17 protein-coding genes are annotated in these 18,024 nt (G+C 46.8%); 3 read left to right on the top strand and 14 right to left on the bottom strand.

Annotated elements, in window-relative coordinates; genetic code table 11:
- Positions 1-419: 419 nt before the first annotated feature.
- Positions 420-1,340 carry a sulfotransferase domain-containing protein gene (locus tag CPG39_RS07150; protein WP_096292682.1) on the bottom strand — a complete coding sequence of 307 codons (921 nt, stop codon included), beginning with the start codon at positions 1,338-1,340 and terminating at the stop codon, positions 420-422.
- A 126-nt stretch (positions 1,341-1,466) separates the two neighbouring features.
- Positions 1,467-1,889: an acyl-CoA thioesterase gene (locus CPG39_RS07155; RefSeq protein WP_096292683.1), complete on the bottom strand. Its 423-nt coding sequence runs from the start codon at positions 1,887-1,889 to the stop codon at positions 1,467-1,469.
- Positions 1,890-1,995: 106 nt separating this feature from the next.
- Between CPG39_RS07155 and CPG39_RS07160 the strand changes: the two genes are divergently transcribed.
- Positions 1,996-2,802, top strand: a complete 807-nt coding sequence (locus CPG39_RS07160; protein ID WP_096292684.1) for a ferritin-like domain-containing protein — start codon at positions 1,996-1,998, stop codon at positions 2,800-2,802.
- A 42-nt stretch (positions 2,803-2,844) separates the two neighbouring features.
- Here CPG39_RS07160 and CPG39_RS07165 read toward each other — a convergent pair whose 3' ends face one another.
- From CPG39_RS07165 to CPG39_RS07190, 6 genes are all read right to left on the bottom strand, one after another.
- On the bottom strand, positions 2,845-3,411 hold the full coding sequence (locus CPG39_RS07165; protein WP_096292685.1) for a plasmid pRiA4b ORF-3 family protein: 567 nt from the start codon (positions 3,409-3,411) through the stop codon (positions 2,845-2,847).
- A gap of 5 nt (positions 3,412-3,416) precedes the next feature.
- The gene (gene metW / locus CPG39_RS07170; RefSeq protein WP_041362122.1) at positions 3,417-4,034 is read right to left on the bottom strand and encodes a methionine biosynthesis protein MetW; all 618 of its coding nucleotides are present in this window, start codon (positions 4,032-4,034) and stop codon (positions 3,417-3,419) included.
- A 26-nt stretch (positions 4,035-4,060) separates the two neighbouring features.
- Complete coding sequence (metX, locus tag CPG39_RS07175) at positions 4,061-5,188, bottom strand: homoserine O-succinyltransferase MetX (protein ID WP_013646725.1); 1,128 nt, start codon at positions 5,186-5,188, stop codon at positions 4,061-4,063.
- 203 nt (positions 5,189-5,391) lie between these two features.
- Complete coding sequence (ptsP, locus tag CPG39_RS07180; protein WP_013646724.1) at positions 5,392-7,119, bottom strand: phosphoenolpyruvate--protein phosphotransferase; 1,728 nt, start codon at positions 7,117-7,119, stop codon at positions 5,392-5,394.
- A complete protein-coding gene (locus tag CPG39_RS07185; RefSeq protein ID WP_013646723.1) occupies positions 7,116-7,385 on the bottom strand; it encodes an HPr family phosphocarrier protein in 270 nt (89 codons plus the stop codon). Before CPG39_RS07185 ends, ptsP begins: the two co-directional genes overlap by 4 nt.
- Positions 7,375-7,782, bottom strand: coding sequence for a PTS sugar transporter subunit IIA (locus CPG39_RS07190; protein ID WP_096294275.1), 408 nt, complete (start codon positions 7,780-7,782; stop codon positions 7,375-7,377). Before CPG39_RS07190 ends, CPG39_RS07185 begins: the two co-directional genes overlap by 11 nt.
- A 253-nt stretch (positions 7,783-8,035) precedes the next feature.
- On the opposite strand from CPG39_RS07190, the gene CPG39_RS07195 reads away from it, so the two are divergent.
- Positions 8,036-9,271: a diguanylate cyclase gene (locus CPG39_RS07195; RefSeq protein WP_096292686.1), complete on the top strand. Its 1,236-nt coding sequence runs from the start codon at positions 8,036-8,038 to the stop codon at positions 9,269-9,271.
- Between the two features lie 115 nt (positions 9,272-9,386).
- On the opposite strand, the gene CPG39_RS07200 is transcribed toward CPG39_RS07195, so the two are convergent.
- The 4 genes from CPG39_RS07200 to CPG39_RS07215 all read right to left on the bottom strand — a co-directional run bounded on the left by CPG39_RS07200 (position 9,387) and on the right by CPG39_RS07215 (position 14,765).
- A complete protein-coding gene (locus tag CPG39_RS07200) occupies positions 9,387-10,766 on the bottom strand; it encodes a hypothetical protein (RefSeq protein ID WP_096292687.1) in 1,380 nt (459 codons plus the stop codon).
- Positions 10,767-10,916: 150 nt separating this feature from the next.
- On the bottom strand, positions 10,917-11,606 hold the full coding sequence (locus tag CPG39_RS07205; protein ID WP_096292329.1) for an SCO family protein: 690 nt from the start codon (positions 11,604-11,606) through the stop codon (positions 10,917-10,919).
- A gap of 21 nt (positions 11,607-11,627) precedes the next feature.
- Positions 11,628-13,472 (bottom strand): multicopper oxidase family protein, encoded by a 1,845-nt coding sequence (locus CPG39_RS07210; protein ID WP_096292330.1) that lies wholly within the window; start codon positions 13,470-13,472, stop codon positions 11,628-11,630.
- A 615-nt stretch (positions 13,473-14,087) separates the two neighbouring features.
- On the bottom strand, positions 14,088-14,765 hold the full coding sequence (locus CPG39_RS07215; protein WP_096292688.1) for a response regulator: 678 nt from the start codon (positions 14,763-14,765) through the stop codon (positions 14,088-14,090).
- Between the two features lie 385 nt (positions 14,766-15,150).
- Here CPG39_RS07215 and lysS point away from each other — a divergent pair, with 385 nt between their 5' ends.
- Entirely contained in the window at positions 15,151-16,656 is a 1,506-nt protein-coding gene (gene lysS / locus CPG39_RS07220; protein WP_096292689.1) for a lysine--tRNA ligase, read from the top strand.
- Here the strand turns inward: lysS and CPG39_RS07225 are convergent.
- Both CPG39_RS07225 and hda read right to left on the bottom strand, forming a co-directional pair.
- Positions 16,653-17,315, bottom strand: a complete 663-nt coding sequence (locus CPG39_RS07225; RefSeq protein WP_096292690.1) for an HAD family hydrolase — start codon at positions 17,313-17,315, stop codon at positions 16,653-16,655. The genes lysS and CPG39_RS07225 overlap by 4 nt on opposite strands.
- Positions 17,312-17,989, bottom strand: a complete 678-nt coding sequence (gene hda / locus CPG39_RS07230; protein WP_096292691.1) for a DnaA regulatory inactivator Hda — start codon at positions 17,987-17,989, stop codon at positions 17,312-17,314. The genes CPG39_RS07225 and hda overlap by 4 nt, the downstream gene beginning before the upstream one ends.
- Positions 17,990-18,024 lie beyond the last annotated feature (35 nt).

Consider the following 18,024-nt stretch of genomic DNA (forward strand, 5'->3'; position numbering starts at 1 on the left):
ATTGCAGTTTTCAATGATTCCAATGTGATCACACTGGGGAGCTAACAGATTGAGACCTTTGCACGGTTACTACGCGGCACGATAATTTTTGCGAAAAATGCTCATTTACCCCGTGTAAACTCCGCTTTTTCGCAAATTTTTGCCTTATTCTCGTACCGCTCATGACACCGTGCAAAGGTCTCAGATTGTCAAAAGCGCTTGGTCACTTTGGCGCACACCTCGAGAAAGATAGATTGCTATCCCTTTTTCAAGACACGGAAAGAAAAAAGTAAAGAAAGTGAGAAACAGTTAAGAAATAGGTATCTTCATCCATTATCCAAATATGACAGCAAAAAAAGCATGCGTTAACTCGGCACGCTTTACCTCCGTCAACAGGGGTAGTTCTGAGCGAAGCTTGTTTGTTCAGTGTTGCAGTTGCATCAGATCGTTCCTCCATTTTCCAGCCATTCGCGGCAATCCGGTGTCAACGTACGTTTGCAAGCAGCATCATAGAGCGCCAGTTCCTCGTCGGAGAGCACGTCGCGCCAGCGGTTATTGGTGCCCTTGTGCATGAAAGTTTCCGCTCCGCCTTTCCAGAGTTGGCCGCCTTCCGGTGCATACAGCCCGCCCTGGCGTTTCATTTCGGCAAATGAAACGGCTTTGATGATGCCATCCCAGGCTTGCTCGGGCACATCGATCTCCAGAAAAGCGGCAATGCGGCGAACCTCGCGCTCGGTATCCGCGAGCATGTCGGTATAGTGAAACAACCGAATGTTCGGCAGGTGGCGGAAATTCCACCAAGATTGAACATTGGCGAGATGCGACCAATATGGCCAGCCATCCGTTTCCCATGCAAAAGAACCACGGGATATCCAGTGGTGCCAAAAGTCATGAATATCCTCGGGGGCGGGCGGGAGTGTATCCCCTACGCGACCCGGCAGCATATTAAACAACATGAAAACTTCTTCCTTCATCTTCGTATAGTGATTCCACAAAGACATGAAGACATCACGGGCGTCACGAGCGACATAGAGATATTTGATTTTTTCGCTATACACCATGCCATCAAGCGGCAGGTGCGTTTTGATGAAGCGGCGATGCTGCTGCGCCTTCAAGGTGTTCAGTACCACCTCGAGCGGAACAATCCGCATATCCAGCCACGGCGACATTTGCGCAGGTGGAGCCGGAAAATTCCCATCCGGAAACAGCAGATGCGCCACAATCGCTTGTGTCCAGGTCGTACCCGCCTTGTAGGAAGTTGCAATAACGATATCATCATCGCGCGGTTGAAAATAATCCCAGCGCGTGCTATCGAAATGATGATTCTGGTAGATATGGGTACGTCGCGGTAAATCCAGCATTTCAGTCACCTGTTAGTCAATAAGATATTGGATGGATTGAGGAATCACCGTGTGCACATAAAGAAAGTGGTAAATCTACTTCCGCTTTAATGCAGCATGGCCGATTTGCTCTAAAAGGGTATCGTTTCATTCCTGCGGTACCGGTCTTGGCCGCCGATCGCTATCGATAGCCACATAAGTCAGCACAGCCTCGGTCACCTTGATACACACCTCTTCACCCCCTTCCCGTACACCGCGCTGCGCGTATACGGCCACATCGACGGTAATCGAGGTACGCCCCACCTTGATAATGTCGGCATAGAAGCTGACCAGATCACCAACACACACCGGATGTTTGAAAACAAACGAATTGACCGCTACGGTAGCGACCCTTCCATGCGCCCGGCGCAGCGCCGGAATACTGCCGGCCATGTCCACCTGCGACATGATCCAGCCACCAAAAATATCGCCGGCATAATTGGTATCCGACGGCATCGGCACCATGCGCAGTATGGGTTGCCCTTCCGGCAGCTGATCATGATGAGTTGAATCGTTAAGTTTATCAGGCATAGTTATCGTGTCGCTTATGGGAGTTTAGGTATTGATGCATAACCCAAGCATATAATAACGTTTTGTATTAGACCATGCTTTCTTTTTCCCAAACGCTTTCAAATTTATGGAAAACCTGTTCGATGCCGCTGAATCGTGTCTGTCCGCCTGTGAAATCAAGGAAAAACTTCAACTGACCGAACAAACCGCGCAAGCCTGGCGAGATGGGTTACTGTCGCTGGAATCAAAAAGTGCGCCAAAACCCGTTGACGAGCCGGGGCGCCCCGGAAAACCCATTCTGGTATCTGCCGGCGATGTGCCGAAACGCCGACTGGGCACGCCCGCAGGGCTTGCCGCACTGATTCATGCGGTCACGCATATTGAGTTCAACGCCATCAATCTGGCCTGGGATGCGGTATATCGTTTTCGTGATCTGCCACAGCAATTTTATAGTGATTGGGTACACATCGCGATTGAAGAAGCTTATCACTTCCAGTTGTTGCGCCAGCGCCTGAATGAGCTGAATAGTGACTACGGCGACCTGCCCGCGCACAACGGTTTATGGGACATGGCCAGACACACGGCATTCGATCCGCTGGTGCGGATGGCCTTGGTACCGCGTGTGCTGGAGGCCAGAGGGCTTGATGTAACGCCTGGTATTATCGAACGCTTACGACAAGCGGGCGATGATCGAACCATTGCCGTGCTTGAAATCATCCTGCGCGATGAAGTAGGACATGTCGCTATCGGTTCGCATTGGTTCAAGTATTTATGTCAACAACGTCAATTGGATTCGGAGCAGCTATTCCGGGAACTGATCACCCAATACTTTACCGGGCGGATTTGCGGCCCTTTTCATTATGAAGCCAGACAAAGGGCAGGGTTTTCTGCAGCAGAGCTCAGTGCGCTGGAACATCTCCGCCACACGCGCTAAAAAAACAGCGCTATGAATTTTAGTTAAAGCAATGGCTGCGGATTAACTTTGCAGCAGTTGATTCACTTCAGCAAGATCAAACGCTTCCGGATCGAATGGATCTTCAATATCTCCGGCAATCCATTCCAGCATATCTTCATGTTCCGGATGCGTCGGATCAGAAATGGCTTCCAGGAACATCCTATATCCGCCAATTCCTCCGATATCTTCCGGCGGACAGGCACGGCACCCTTTCAGACAAATGGGCAAAGCAGCACTGGTCTTGAATGGCAGAATTTTCTCCAGAACCACTTCGTGTTCCCAACCATCACCAAAATCATAAATGTAGATCAGCTTTTCTTTTTCCCTCTTCAAAAGTTGATCCAACCGGTACTGCGCTTCATCCTTGGCATCAGAAGGAAATTCTTCATCCGGCTCAATATAACGATCCCGCCCTTGAATAAACTCGTGCATGTGGGAATTGGTCCAACCCATCACGATTTGAAAAATAAGATGAACGTCATCCAGCTTGGTCGTACTCGCCATTAGAATCCGGCGCCATATTGGCGGACGCATGCCTTTCAGGGTTATTTTGAGCTGATAAATGGAACGTAAAGATTTTGCTTCCATCGCTCTTAGCCCTTGCTTTCAAAGCGGTAAAATGCCAGCATCCCTCTTAGGTTCGGCAAGAAATTTACCGGACGGTAATGATTATTCATCACGCTGCGCTCCAGAATCCGTGCGTTGCATTGCTGACACAGCGCTTCAAAATCATCCAGCGTGCAAAGATGAATATTAGGCGTATCGTACCAATTATACGGTAGTGTTTCTGACACCGGCATATGTCCGGAAATTACCTGCACGCGGTTTTTCCAGTAACCGAAATTGGGAAAGGAAATAATACCTTCCTTACCAACCCGCAGGATCTCCTGAATGATACCCTCGGTATGTCGCACAGCCTGCAAGGTCTGAGACAGAATGACATAATCGAATGAATTCGATGCAAAGCTGGACAATCCCGCTTCGAGATCATTATGAATCACATTGATTCCATTGCGAAAGCAACTGAGAAGATTGTCATCATCGATTTCCACGCCATAGCCAAAAACATCGCGCGTATCGCGTAAATAGCGCAATAACGAACCGTCGCCGCAACCCAAATCAAGTATTTTTGCACCGGGATGAATCCACGCCGCGATGGCGGCAAAATCCGGGCGCAATGCAATGGTCGATGGTATAGGGGTGTCAGTCATGATTAAGGTCAGGCTCATTCAGTTACTTAGATAGAAATATTATCCATATACGCCCGTACCAGTTGATGATAATAAGGCGTTGTCATCAGAAACGAATCGTGCCCGTAACTGGAGGTTATTTCCGCATAGCTTACATTTAGTTCATTATTCAATAACGCCTTGACAATTTCCCGGGAACGCTCGGGCGAGAAACGCCAATCCGAAGTAAACGAGATTACCAGGAAATTTGCATTGGCCACCCGGAATGCCGCGCTCAGATCACCATTATAGGCGGCAGCCGGATCGAAGTAATCGAGTGCTTTGGTCATCAGCAAATAACTATTGGCATCGAATAAATCAGCGAATTTATCGCCCTGGTAACGCAGGTACGATTCGATCTCAAACTCCACATCAAAACCGAAAGAAAGCTCACCGTTGCGTAAGCTGCGACCGAATTTCGCCGCCATCGAATCGTCGGAAAGATAAGTGATATGCCCCAACATGCGCGCCAGCCGCAAGCCGCGCCGCGGCAAAGTATCATAGGCATAAAAATTACCTCCGTAGAATTCCTGGTCGGTCATGATCGCCTGGCGCGCAACATCATTAAATGCGATATTTTGTGCGGTCAATTTGGGAGCCGCAGCAATTACCAGTGCATGGCGGACTTTCTCCGGATAATCCAGTGTCCATTGCATCGCTTGCATACCCCCCAGGCTCCCGCCCACCACTGCGGCAAACTGTTCAATTCCTAAATGTTCAGCCAATTGCGCTTGTGTCTCTACCCAGTCTTCCACCGTCACCACAGGAAAGCCGGCGCCATAATGCTTGCCCGTATGAGGATCGATACTGGCCGGACCCGTAGAGCCATGACAGCCGCCCAGATTATTCACGCCAATGACAAAAAACCGGTCGGTATCAATCGGTTTTCCGGGTCCCACCATATTGTCCCACCATCCGATACTCTTCTCATTTTCCGCATAAACACCAGCCACATGATGATTGCCGGAAAGTGCATGACAAATCAACACTGCATTGGATCGTGCAGCATTCAGCTGGCCATAGGTTTCATACACCAAATGATAGCTATCCAACGACAAGCCGCTTTTCAGTTGCAAAAGCTTGTCAATTTGCACGAATTGGGGAATCACCACACCCACTGATTTTGAATCTTGCATTTATATAAAGGGGAATTCCAAGGAAACGCTGAATATTATGTCAGCTATTATATCGTCAATAAATCAGCGCACACTAGCGCACCGTTGAAAAACTATCACCCCTGTCGCACAATATTGAAGCTCGTTCAGAATACTCATTTATTATGTTTCTCCACTCGTTCTTGCCGTGCGTCAACCGCTCTAAAATATTGCTTAACGTGCTGCTAATCATTCAATTTAGCCAGCAACGCAGCCATCTTTTCCGGTTGGTCCGTTTTAATGATTTTTTGCGCGAGTGGAATAATATCAGGCAAATGGCTTTTCAGAATCTGGTTTTTCACCGCCAGCAATTGCGACGGATACATGGAGAACTGTTGCAATCCAATGCCCAGCAACAATCGCGTGAATTGCTTATCTCCGGCCATTTCCCCACAGATGGACACGGGCACTTTAGCGCGATTGGCACTCTGAATGACATGCGAAATCAACCAGAGTATGGCCGGATGAAAGGGATCATATAAATGCGCCACGGCATCATCAATCCGATCAACCGCCAAGGTATACTGAATCAAGTCGTTAGTGCCGATCGACAAAAAATCCAGCTTACGCATGAACGTTTCCAGACACAAGGCAGCTGCCGGTATCTCGATCATTCCACCAACTTTAATATGCTCGTCAAATTGAATCTTGTCATCGCGCAAAGTCTGCTTGGCATACTCGATGTAATGCAATGTTTGATCGATTTCCGCAATATTAGACAGCATCGGCACCAGGATACGCACATCGCCGTACTTGGAAGCACGCAAAATGGCACGCAATTGCTTGTGAAACATTTTAGGTTCCGCCAGGCTCAATCGAATCGCACGTAACCCCAACGCCGGATTAGTCGCCACTTGCTCACTGCCCTTCAGACTCTTGTCTGCGCCTAAATCGAATGTGCGTATGGTGACTGGCAACTTATGCATTTTCACCGCTACCGCGCGATACGCTTCAAATTGCTCATCTTCACCCGGTAAATCATCGCGATTCAGAAATAAAAATTCGCTACGAAACAACCCGATGCCGGTAGCTCCGCTCTCCTTAACCTGCGCAATATCTTCAGGTAGTTCAATATTGGCGTATAAATCAATTTGCGTCCCATCCAGGGTCACCGCAGCCACACTCTTAAGGCGTTGCAGTTTCTTTCTTTCGAGTTCGAGCTGGCTTTGCCGCAAACGGTATTCATCCAGAACATATTTATCCGGATTTACAATTACGATGCCGTGAATCCCATCGACAATCAGCCAGTCATTCTCCAGAATCAATTGATGTGCATGATGCAGGGCCACAATCGAGGGGATATTGAGACTGCGCGCAACAATCGCAGTATGCGACGTCTGGCTGCCCAAATCAGTCAGGAAAGCAATGAATTGATGTTGCTTGTACTGCATCACATCGGCAGGACTTAAATCATGCGCAACCAGGATGCTGTCACCTGCTAACTTCGTTACAACCGGTAAGTGGCCAGGGCGTCCCAACATCGCTTTGAGTATACGTTCAACCACTTGCTTCACATCGGCCTTGCGTTCACGCAAATAAGCATCCTCAATGGCCTCGAACTGCACCAACAATTCCTGCATCTGTTGTGTTAAGGCCCACTCCGCATTGCAATAAGTCTGCGCAATCATGCTGCGGGTGGCTTCTGACAGCATCGGGTCATCCAGGATCATCAAATGCAAATCCAGAAATGCGCTAAACTCCGCGCGCGCATGCCCATCCGCAACAGATTGCTGTAACGCCTCGAATTCTTTCCGCACCACAGCGAAAGCACTGTCCAACCGTGCAATTTCCTTCTCTACCTGATTTTTTGGGATCAAATAGTGTGCCACCTCCAAAGCGGCGGGATCAGCCAAATGCGCGTGACCAATTGCAATGCCTTCCGATACGCCTATGCCGTGTAAAATAAAGCTCATTCGCTCTCACCGAAATAATCTTCAACCAATGCGACCAGTGCTGTCATCGCTTCAATCTCGTCATCGCCTGTGGTTTCGAGCTGTATGCGCGAACCTTTATTGGCTGCCAGCGTCATCACGCCCATAATGCTTTTCGCATTGACGCGACGGCTATTGCGCGTCGCCCAGACTTCGCTTTTAAATTGACTCGCCAATTTGGTCAGCTTTGCTGATGCCCGCGCATGCAAGCCCAACTTGTTAATAATTTCCACTTCTTTAATTTGCATGACTAGACTCTTCCGCATTGATTTGTATCACGCCACTCTGTCCGCCACTGAGCCCTTTCTCGATGACAACTGATAGCGGCTCATTGCGATACGTTATCACCCTTACCAGCATGGGCAAGTTAGCACCAGCAAGACATTCCACTTTTCCAGGCTGCACCAATCGGCTGGCAATGTTGCAGGGGGTCGCACCTAACATATCACTCAATAGCAGCACACCATCGCCACTATCCAGCTGTTTTATCAATTTACGCGCTTTAGCTAATACCACTTCAGGGTCATCGTGGGTAAAAACACTTAAATGCGACAACTGCCGCGGTTTCATACCCACCACGTGACTTGCACAACGAATCAAATGATCGCCCAAATCTTCATGTGTGATCACTAAAATCCCTATCATCTTGTTTTTTACATTATTCTTAAATTCGATTAAAGATTTTAGCATTGACGGTACTTAAATACTTTATGGTCAGACATTATCTTAAAAATATTTCCACACAAAGACATTCCCTCATTCATGTATTTTGGAGGAAAATAGAATCCAGTGAATTAATGATCAGTCGATCACTCAAATGCTGATGGAAAAATGAGCAGAATGCGCACTTAACTGTCTTGATTGAAAGAACATTATCATTTAATGGGTTACGAGATAAATGAAAAAGAATAATCGAATCCGGGCACTACTCAAGGCGGCTGAAGCAATGTCCCAAGGTGATTTCACATCAGATATTCCAACCGGAAACGACGAGATTGGTCAACTTGGAAAATCACTGGAGAAATTATCCGGTTACCTTCAGAAACAACTGGAAAGAAGTCAATCCCTTTATAAGATTATGGTCGAATGCAACCACAATCTTCATCTGATCGATGTTTTGAACCATATCTATGAATCTTTTCAGGATCACCTGCCTTACGATCGAATTAGCCTGGCGCTACTTGAGAATGATGGAAACAAACTTAAATTACATTGGTCACGCGCCAAATATGATCCATTGATATTAAATATCGGGCTCACTATCCCCACGTCTGACCACAGCGTTCTAGCAATTACAAACCCTAAAGAGATGCTCGTTATCGATGATTTAAGCTCATACCTGGAGAAACACTCAAAATCCCGCCTTACGCAAGCCATTTTTAGTGAAGGAATCCGTTCCTGTCTTATTTGCCCCTTGCTTGCCGGCGGCAAACCGATCGGGTTTATTTTCTTTTCCAGTCGCGATAAAAGTGTCTACAAAGATTTGCATTCACATCAGGATCTGGCGTTGCAAATCGCCAGTCAAATATCCGTTTTGATTGAGAAAAACCAATTATACCAAGGAGTCAAATTAAACAAACAGCTCAAGGCTCAGAAAAAATCACTCGAACAACGCGTCACGCACGATGCACTGACTGGTTTATTCAACCGCCCCGGCATATTTGACATTCTGCACAAACAAATCCAGCGCGCCAAACGCGGAGGCTATGGCATTGCAATCATCATGATTGATATCGATCACTTTAAAGCTATCAATGATACTTATGGTCATCTTACAGGTGATGCGGTCTTATGCGAAATTGCCAACCGGCTGACTCAATCAGCCCGCTCTCATGAATACATCGGACGCTACGGGGGTGAAGAGTTTCTGGCAATTATCTCGCCATATAATCAGGACGGCGCATTGAGAGCTGCGGAAAGATTTCGTAATGCAGTCGCTTGCAAAGAAATTAAAGCCAATGAAACATTTGTCTCCGTAACAATCAGTTTGGGTGTGGCAATCAGTGCGGAAGCAGAAACGTTGGATGAGAAATGGCTATTAAAAAAAGCAGACGAGGCATTGTACCAAGCCAAGCATAAAGGTAGAAATCGGGTTGAACTGGCAGACCATATAATGATTGAAAAGATTTCTTAATTCATATTGTCAGATCAAAGCTGAGCTATACTAATTAAGAAATCTCCAAATAATTCCAATTTATCAACCTTTGACAAGCCCTTACCATAGTCAAGGGCTTGTCATTTTGCAATGACTAATCCGCAGTTCTCGCGGTATCACTGCCACCTTGTGAAGACGTTACCGTAACGCGTGCTGGCGGTACCAGGAATGCATCCGCCCCCGATAGCACCACTTCATAACGTCCGGGAACACCCACTTGCGGCATTAGGAACGCAGCGGCCCCTATACGCAGCGTAAGTTCAGGGATAGCGCCCGCAGTCGGGCTTATCTTATCACTCGAAAAGGCCACAACCTTTATTTCTCCCGTCGCCTTTGTCCAAGTTACCAGACTAATTCTCACATCGTCAATAACATCGATATCTTGCACGGTTTGTAAGCCGTTGGTACTTGTGGCAGTAACCGTTACTTGGTCAGGTACAGAAAGACCATTGGCCGCATTCAACGTTGCGCGCTTGAAAAAGGTACTGGCATCATCGAATGTCATTGGCCCGTTTTGATTCGCCTGGGGTATACCACTAAGTGCAACAGTGGCGGTGATCGGCGCTTTCACCCAAACATTGATACGAGCTGTCGTATTACCGGTGGTCGCGTTTGTGGTACGGAAATAAGTAGCGCGCACAGGTTCAATTCCTGGCGGGGTATTAGCTTCGTCATATATTTTACCTGTTACAGAAAATAAGTTGGTCTCAACAAAATTCTGCCCGGCACCATCCAGATCCACACCCACCGGACCTTCGATGCGGAAATAATTAACACCGCAATGACCGCCGATTACTTCATGATCAATATTAGGATCACCCACATAACCGTCCGGTGCAAACGGTGCAATATCCGGATCCCAGATCAGGAAAGGACCCACCTCACCACTTAACATGGTTTCAAATGGTGCGGCGCCACCGATATCGCGAGTCACATTAATAGCGCGCGTACCGGCCGTAGCATCATAAACCTCCGGCGCACAGTTTCCGTCAACTTCATTGAGAAAGGGGTGCCAGATTTTATATTCACCAGCAACCGGTATATCAACTCGGATACGTATACGCCCAAAAGCGAACTGATCGTTTGGTGCAGGATCTCCCGCGCCATAAGCTGCCTCCAAAGCCAGCACTAGATTAGCTCGCCCTCCTCCTGCCAGATTCAGAGTGGCACCAGCCGACCACCAAAACGCCTCCGCGCCAAAGCCGGTCGCTTCGGATGTTGCATTGCCTGGAATCACAGGGTCGAAGAAACACATACCCGTAGCTCCATCGCCATCCAAACATAATTGCAAAACAGTGCCGTTAGTGTCGGAAAACCAGGTCGGGAAATGATTCACTGGGGATATTAAACCCTTACCGGCTAACGACGCATTGGCTGATGGCATACTCAGTCCCATCATTGCCACCACAAAGACAAAAGCAAAACCCACTTTCTTGCCTATGTCAGTAATTTCTTTTATTTTAAAGAGCTTCATGATTCAACGTCCTCCGTTTAAGGGATAGTTTTAAGTAATTCATAACTATCCAACATAAATATTATCTTTCTCATTGCTATCGTGATTAAGGAAGCTCCGACTTTATCGCAGGATTTATTCAGAGCTTCCCTAACACTTAAGCACGTACTTCTAAGTGTGCGCCTCTGCGGTATGCACAACCTTTGGATCCAGATGATTGATGGTTGCCATGATTTGCCATGGATCAGACAATGCGGGCGCCATGCTCCAGCGTTTACGTTCATCGTTGCCAATGCGCACCATGCCGGTATGATTTTCCTTGATGTTATCGACGTCTTCCTCGACATCATAAAAACCCAGCCGGTAGCGGATCAATTCGATATCTTCCGGCGCGCCCGTCAGAAACTTCCAGCCGTCCTGGATGCCATAGCGATCAGCATATTGCTTGAGCAATTCCGGCGTATCGCGCTCAGGATCCAGCGTGATGGAGTACATGAAAACATCGCGACCTGCACGCTCGCCCAACATATTCCGCACTTCCCGCAGATTCGCCGTCGATTTCGGGCAAATGCCGGAGCATTGCGAATACATCATGTTGATCGCAACCACTTTGTCGCGGATCAGGTCATCATAAAACCTCACCGCCTCGCCTTCATGCGTGTATAGCGTAACGTTCGGAAACGGCGCGGCGCTATCCGCCGGTTTGTATTTTCTGATATTGGGATTAAGCGCAGGCTTAGCTTCACTGAAACCCAGCTTCTGCCAAGCCGAATTCAATCCAATCAAACCCAATGCCGCCAGTCCCATGCCAGCCAGTATTTCCCTGCGTGAACCCACGGGTTCGTTATTTTCCTTATTCATGATATCCCCCTCTCTCTTTTCTTAACCCAGAATATCCCAACGCACCATCATGGCGTGGTCTTCATGGATCATATTATGGCAATGCATCACATACTTACCAGGGAAATCCCGGAACCGCATGAATAGTCTCACTTTCTCATTCGGTCCCAACCGGTAAACATCCTTGCGCCCTCTCTCATGTACAGGGACAGGCACTTCGATGCCATCCACGTAACGATTGAGGATTAGCCCTTCTTCGAAATGAATATGCACCGGATGACTCCAGCCGCCGGACGGATTATCCAGTTCCCAGATTTCAAAGCTGCCCATAGCCATATTCGCACCCGCAGAGCGGACGTTCACAAATTTGTCATTGATCGCCCACATACCGTTTTTGCGCTCAAAGCGCCAGTATCTGACCGGAGCCGTCGCGATCTCCGTAGCGGTCGGTCTGCGGATCGGGCGCAGCTTGGCCGGAACCTGACTGACATCCGGTTCATCCGGCTCGCGATCAACGATGAATTTGAGTACCTTCATTCCCGGTGCTTTGACACCTTTGGGCCCGCGCGAGCTGGTTTGCTCCCAGCGATTCACCAGGTAGAGTTCCGTTCCTAACGGATACAAAGAAAAATCCACCACGATATCCGCACGCTCGGCCACGCCCAGACGGACGTTCTTGCGGTTCAGCAGCGGCTTCGGCAGCAAATTGCCATCGTTGGCGATATAGGTGAAAGACTGTTGCACATTGTTGGCCGTAACCAAATGAAACTGATAAAAACGTGCTATGCCTGCATTAAGCAGGCGAAAACGGTATTTACGGCTTGCCACCTTGAGTACGGGTTCAATAATACTGTTGACCGTCACTTTGTCACCCAGTGTGCCTTCCGAATTCATCTCTTCGAAAATATGCATGCCGTTAGCGTCAAAACGCTTATCCTGAAAAGCTAACGGATAATCATAAGCACCGCTGGGCAATCTTAAAGCGACCGGATTAGGATCATGCTCGTCACCTGAATCCAGCTCATCGTAAAGCAAGTAAAAACCGGCCAAACCACGGTTGGCATTGGGCGCGGTAAAATCCAGACAGTGATCGTGGTACCACAGCGTTCCCAACGCTTCACGCTTATCACCACCCACGGGGTTTTTGGCACTTTTTGGAAATTCATCGTATCCCGCATAGACATTGGGATAAAAATGATCCTTGAATTGACCTGGCCCACTCAGCGTTGGTCCTGCCTTAGTTGCACTGAAATAATCCCCTGGGAAACCATCGCTCTCGGAAGGTGTATGCAAGTTATGCAAATGCATACTGATTTCCGGCGTGCCGAAACCCGTATGATTATCCGGTAACTCATTATATAAACGCACTATTACTGGGCGCCCATAACGCGCATGAAAGGTGGGATTATGATAATCCCCGCCACTTGAGTTTTTACCGATATAGTGCCAGACCAATTGCCTCGGGTAATCCGGATGGAACTCATAATCCGTAATCGCTTCAGCTCGAAGCTCGTAAGTATCGGCCTGACCGGATTCAAGCGGATGCGCACCAAAAAAATCATCCCAACGCTGATGATCGTTACGCCCGCATTCTCCATTTTCGGTATTAGCGACCCCCTGTGGAGGGAAAGCGTCATTGGACAAATCAGTTTGTTCCAGCGGCTCAACCTCCTCCGGTAATTCTCTTTGCCAAGGCCGGGTGGGCGGGCTAGGTGGTAACGATTCATCCGGAATGGCTTGTGCTGAGCTTTCACGCGAAGTTAAAATGGCCGGTGCGGCCAGAATCGTGGCACCCGTTGTTTTAAAAAACGCACGCCTTGATTCATTGGATGGAGAATCCGAATCAGCGACGTTACCCCGATTGGATTCATACTCTCCATTTTTCATGATGATGCCCTCCTACTCTACAGTTATTTTTAAATTAACACTTTGGGTGCGTCTTCATTATGTATAGGCCCTGTCAAACTTATATTGACATCCATCAAATTGCTTTTATTTGATGGATGTCACTCCCTTATTTGAGACTTCTGGCACTGATAAATGTCATTTTTTTAAAATGACCATACGTGCATGATTAAGATTAAGGATTTGTTTGATGGATAAATAGCTACAAGATGTTAATTCACCGTATTAACAATTGTTAACACGGCTGATTAAAGTAGATACAACTGGGATTATTCTCCAACTCCTTGTTGGAAAAAGACAATATGTAGGATTTTGCTTACACTAAAAAGTGTTTGCTCTGAATAACCTGGGTCATTAGCCAAATTTTAACACACGATACGCCTTCTCAAATCAATTGAATATCGTTTGCTTGGCCACTAAACGTAATAAAATTGGGATACGTCCTTTTGCTTTATATTCATGGGAAAAATCTCTGAAATCAGATCATAAGCATTGACTTTATCTAACCAACAGATCTCATTACTTACAGCCGAAATAGCTACTGAACGTGTAGGGAATGCTTTACATTTAATTACAAAAAATGATACCAACGGACAACTAGCCCAATCCTTTTTCCTTAAAAAGCAGTGCCAGCTGCAAGCGACTGGAAATATGCAATTTGGAATATATGCGGTTGAGATAAACCCGTACCGAACCTTCGGTAATCTGTAATTCCCGCGCGGCCAGTTTACTGCTATAACCTTTTGCAATTAAAGCAGCCAAAGACATTTCACGGCTGGATAAATGTGCAGATATTATTTTATGCGCGGATTCGCGTTGTAAGATTTGTTCGAATGCCATCCTCATGGAACGGCGATCCAACCATTCACCGCCAGCATGTACTTTCTTTAAACATTGCGGGATCAGTGAAACAGACATTTCTTTCAGCACAATACCTTTAACTCCCATTCTGATCAGATCGCAAGTCTCAGACTGGTTGACTGTTGCAGTATAAACCACTATTTTGATCTCGCTTCCAAGTGCTGCTTGGACTTGCTTGATCTGAATGAGCCCATCAACGCCAGGACTATGAGGATCAATCAATACGATGTCAGGTTTGTTCAGCTTCAATACCTCTTGAATACTATCTGCAGAACTCAGCATACCCACAATTTCCAAATTGTCATCCTCTTCAAGAATAACGCTTAGTCCAAATAAAACAATCGGATGCGGATCAACCACAAGCACTTTGATACGACTGCTAGGCAATAAGTTTTGTATCCCTTCGGTAAACATTGATGCCTACAAATTAAGAGTAAAGATCAGACAGCTCATTCTTGCTTATCTATTGTGAAAATTTCATAAATTCATAATCGAAATTTTGTTAATTTATCGCGAAGCTTCCGTGAGTACCTACAAAAAGCTAGAAAGCATCTTATTTATCAGTTAATATCGCATACGCGGAAAATGCTGGAAATTTAGGCTATATCACAACACACGACTGTGATAAATCACACATCTAATACTCTTCATAGCATTAGAAATACAAAACCGGACATACCCTAAAAACAAACCCATCACCCCTTTTGCACCAAATAACAAAACCAGAAACTGAATTGAGCAAACAACGCTATCAAGCAGCAACTTGTCTTAAAGTATATTTCCTATACCATACCATAATATGATGCAAGAAAATCCACCGATCAATCATGATGAAAATCAAATTATTGCTGAACGCCGCGCCAAGTTGACTGAAATACGTCAGATCAACAAAGCGTTTCCCAACACCTTCAGACGCGAGCACTTAGCTTCAGAGCTATATCAACAATTTAATGTGTTCTCCAAAGAAGAGCTGGAAGAACAGTCAGCTGTGGTAAAAATAGCAGGACGTATGGTGCTGAAGCGCATCATGGGTAAAGCCAGTTTTGCAACCATTCAGGATATGAGTGGACGTATTCAGTTGTATATCTCGAACGATTATACCGGAGAAACTGCGCATGCGGCATTCAAGCATTACGACTTGGGTGATATCCTGGGCGCCCAAGGCGCTTTATTCAAAACCAAAACTGGCGAACTCTCCATTCGCGTCACTGAGTTACAATTATTAACAAAATCCTTGCGCCCTTTGCCGGAGAAATTTCATGGCTTGGTCGATCAGGAGCAAAAATATCGGCAACGCTACCTTGATTTAATTACTAACGAAGAAACCCGTAGGGTATTCACTATTCGTTCCAAGGTCATCCAGGCAATTCGTGAATTCTTTGTTGAACGCAATTATCTGGAAGTTGAAACGCCAATGATGCATCCGATTCCCGGAGGCGCATCGGCAAAGCCCTTTTCCACGCATCATAACGCCCTGGACATGGCGTTATTCTTGCGCATCGCACCTGAACTGTATCTGAAACGCTTGGTTGTTGGCGGCATGGAAAAAGTTTTTGAAATTAATCGCAATTTTCGCAACGAAGGGATCTCCACACGGCATAATCCTGAGTTCACCATGCTGGAATTCTATGAAGCTTATCAGGATCATACCTACCTGATGAACTTCACCGAGCAAATGCTCGCATATACCGCGCAAAAAGTACTGGGCACCACGCACCTTACCTACCAAGGCAAGACGATGGATCTATCCAGACCATTCATGCGCCTGACCATCATCCAGGCCATCCAGAAATTCCATCCACACTATACTGCCGCACAATTGAATGATCGTAATTATCTGATCGAAGCATTGAAGGGATTGAAGATTCACTGCAATCCAAACGATGGGCTCGGTGGTTTGCAACTATCGCTGTTCGATGAAACCACCGAGCATCTGTTGTTTGAACCCACATTCATCGTTGATTACCCGGCGGAAGTATCTCCTTTAGCGCGGCGTAACGACAACAACCCTGATATCACCGATCGTTTTGAGCTGTATATTGCCGGACGTGAAATTGCTAATGGATTTTCTGAATTGAACGATCCGGAAGATCAAGCGGCACGTTTCCTGGAACAAGCCAAAGCCAAGGATGCTGGCGATAGTGAGGCGATGCATTATGACGCAGACTACATCCGTGCATTGGAATACGGCTTACCGCCCACAGCTGGCGAAGGTATCGGCATCGATCGCTTGGTCATGCTATTAACTGACAGTCCGAGTATTCGCGATGTCATTTTGTTTCCGCAATTAAGACGGGAAGATTAGCGCAAACTGATTATCGGCCAGCCATTGCTTTCTGCATGGCTCTTCAGTGTAGGGTCCGGATCGACGGCAACCGGGTGCGTTACTTTGCAGAGCAAGGGCAAATCATTGAGCGAATCGCTATAAAACCAGCTACGGAGAAATGATAACCAAGTCAGATTGTGCGCATCCAGCCATTTCTCCAATCGTTCAACTTTTCCTTCCCTGAAAGAAGGTGTTCCGGACACCCGGCCCGTAAATTCCCCATCTTTCTCTTCCGGTTCGGTCGCGATCAAATGACTGATGCCAAGCGCCTGGGCAATCGGGGCCGTGACAAAACTATTCGTGGCGGTAATAATGATACATAAATCATTATCCAGCATATGCTGCTCGATTAGTTGCCGCGTTCCTGGCGCAATCAGCGGTATAATTTTCTTACACATGAATTCACTGCGCCAAACTTCCAATTGAGCACGTGGATGGCGGGCCAGGGGTTTTAACTGAAAATCCAGAAACTCGTGTATATCCAGCGTTCCCGCTTTATATTGCTCATAAAATTCAATGTTCTTGGCCTCGTGCAGCTCACGATCCAACGCTTTCTTTTCTATCAAAAATTGTGCCCACTGAAAATCACTATCGCCTGCGATTAACGTGTTATCCAGATCAAATAATGCTAAATTCATGAATCCACCTGTAATAATTCTCGTAACAAAGGTATAGTTATAGGACGCTGATGAACCAGAGAATAACGATTCAGCGCATCCAATGTCATCATCAACGACGGTAAATCACGCCGGCCATGGCGTAATAAATATACGCAAATTTCTTGTGGCAAAGTAAAACCACAATCAGCAGCATGTGTCTGCATCGCCTGTGTTTTTTCTTCTTCAGTTAATTCGTGCACCTGATACACTAATCCCCAGCTTAAGCGGGTAACCAAATCCTGCCGCATATCCAAATACGCCGGTGCAGTGGATCCGCTTACCAGTAATAATGCATGACCATCTTCGCGCAACCGATTGTACAGACTAAAAAGTTCTGCCTGCGCTACAGCACCCAAACCATGAATGTCATCGATTGCAATACAATCTGCCGCACTGTCGCTCCGAAAGGGGTAATGATTCTCAGCGCAGTGATACACCGATTTTGCGTTTTTTCGTGCATAAGCTGTGACAATCGCCCGCAACAAATGACTCTTGCCACAACCAGGATTACCCCATAAATAAATAAAGCATTCTTTTTCTTTCCCGGACAGAATACTTCTCAACATGTGTATCAGTTCCGCATTACGCCCTGGCAAAAAATTATCCAGCGTAGGTAACGGTAGAGGATTAATGTCTAACAGCATCTGTTGCATATTACTCAATCGTCATAATCCGGTCTAAAAATTTG

The organism is Nitrosomonas ureae, from assembly GCF_900206265.1.
GTDB lineage: Bacteria > Pseudomonadota > Gammaproteobacteria > Burkholderiales > Nitrosomonadaceae > Nitrosomonas > Nitrosomonas ureae_C.

What these genes read in the sequence shown, in the direction of transcription:
- CPG39_RS07195 (WP_096292686.1), top strand. Translation starts at nt 8,036, where the DNA reads ATGAAAAAGAATAATCGAATCCGGGCACTACTCAAGGCGGCTGAAGCA.
- CPG39_RS07155 (WP_096292683.1), bottom strand. Translation starts at nt 1,889, where the DNA reads ATGCCTGATAAACTTAACGATTCAACTCATCATGATCAGCTGCCGGAA.
- ptsP (WP_013646724.1), bottom strand. Translation starts at nt 7,119, where the DNA reads ATGAGCTTTATTTTACACGGCATAGGCGTATCGGAAGGCATTGCAATT.
- CPG39_RS07225 (WP_096292690.1), bottom strand. Translation starts at nt 17,315, where the DNA reads ATGAATTTAGCATTATTTGATCTGGATAACACGTTAATCGCAGGCGAT.
- CPG39_RS07205 (WP_096292329.1), bottom strand. Translation starts at nt 11,606, where the DNA reads ATGAATAAGGAAAATAACGAACCCGTGGGTTCACGCAGGGAAATACTG.
- CPG39_RS07190 (WP_096294275.1), bottom strand. Translation starts at nt 7,782, where the DNA reads ATGATAGGGATTTTAGTGATCACACATGAAGATTTGGGCGATCATTTG.
- hda (WP_096292691.1), bottom strand. Translation starts at nt 17,989, where the DNA reads ATGCAACAGATGCTGTTAGACATTAATCCTCTACCGTTACCTACGCTG.
- CPG39_RS07150 (WP_096292682.1), bottom strand. Translation starts at nt 1,340, where the DNA reads ATGCTGGATTTACCGCGACGTACCCATATCTACCAGAATCATCATTTC.
- CPG39_RS07210 (WP_096292330.1), bottom strand. Translation starts at nt 13,472, where the DNA reads ATGAAAAATGGAGAGTATGAATCCAATCGGGGTAACGTCGCTGATTCG.
- CPG39_RS07185 (WP_013646723.1), bottom strand. Translation starts at nt 7,385, where the DNA reads ATGCAAATTAAAGAAGTGGAAATTATTAACAAGTTGGGCTTGCATGCG.
- CPG39_RS07200 (WP_096292687.1), bottom strand. Translation starts at nt 10,766, where the DNA reads ATGAAGCTCTTTAAAATAAAAGAAATTACTGACATAGGCAAGAAAGTG.
- CPG39_RS07160 (WP_096292684.1), top strand. Translation starts at nt 1,996, where the DNA reads ATGGAAAACCTGTTCGATGCCGCTGAATCGTGTCTGTCCGCCTGTGAA.
- CPG39_RS07165 (WP_096292685.1), bottom strand. Translation starts at nt 3,411, where the DNA reads ATGGAAGCAAAATCTTTACGTTCCATTTATCAGCTCAAAATAACCCTG.
- CPG39_RS07215 (WP_096292688.1), bottom strand. Translation starts at nt 14,765, where the DNA reads ATGTTTACCGAAGGGATACAAAACTTATTGCCTAGCAGTCGTATCAAA.
- metW (WP_041362122.1), bottom strand. Translation starts at nt 4,034, where the DNA reads ATGACTGACACCCCTATACCATCGACCATTGCATTGCGCCCGGATTTT.
- metX (WP_013646725.1), bottom strand. Translation starts at nt 5,188, where the DNA reads ATGCAAGATTCAAAATCAGTGGGTGTGGTGATTCCCCAATTCGTGCAA.
- lysS (WP_096292689.1), top strand. Translation starts at nt 15,151, where the DNA reads ATGATGCAAGAAAATCCACCGATCAATCATGATGAAAATCAAATTATT.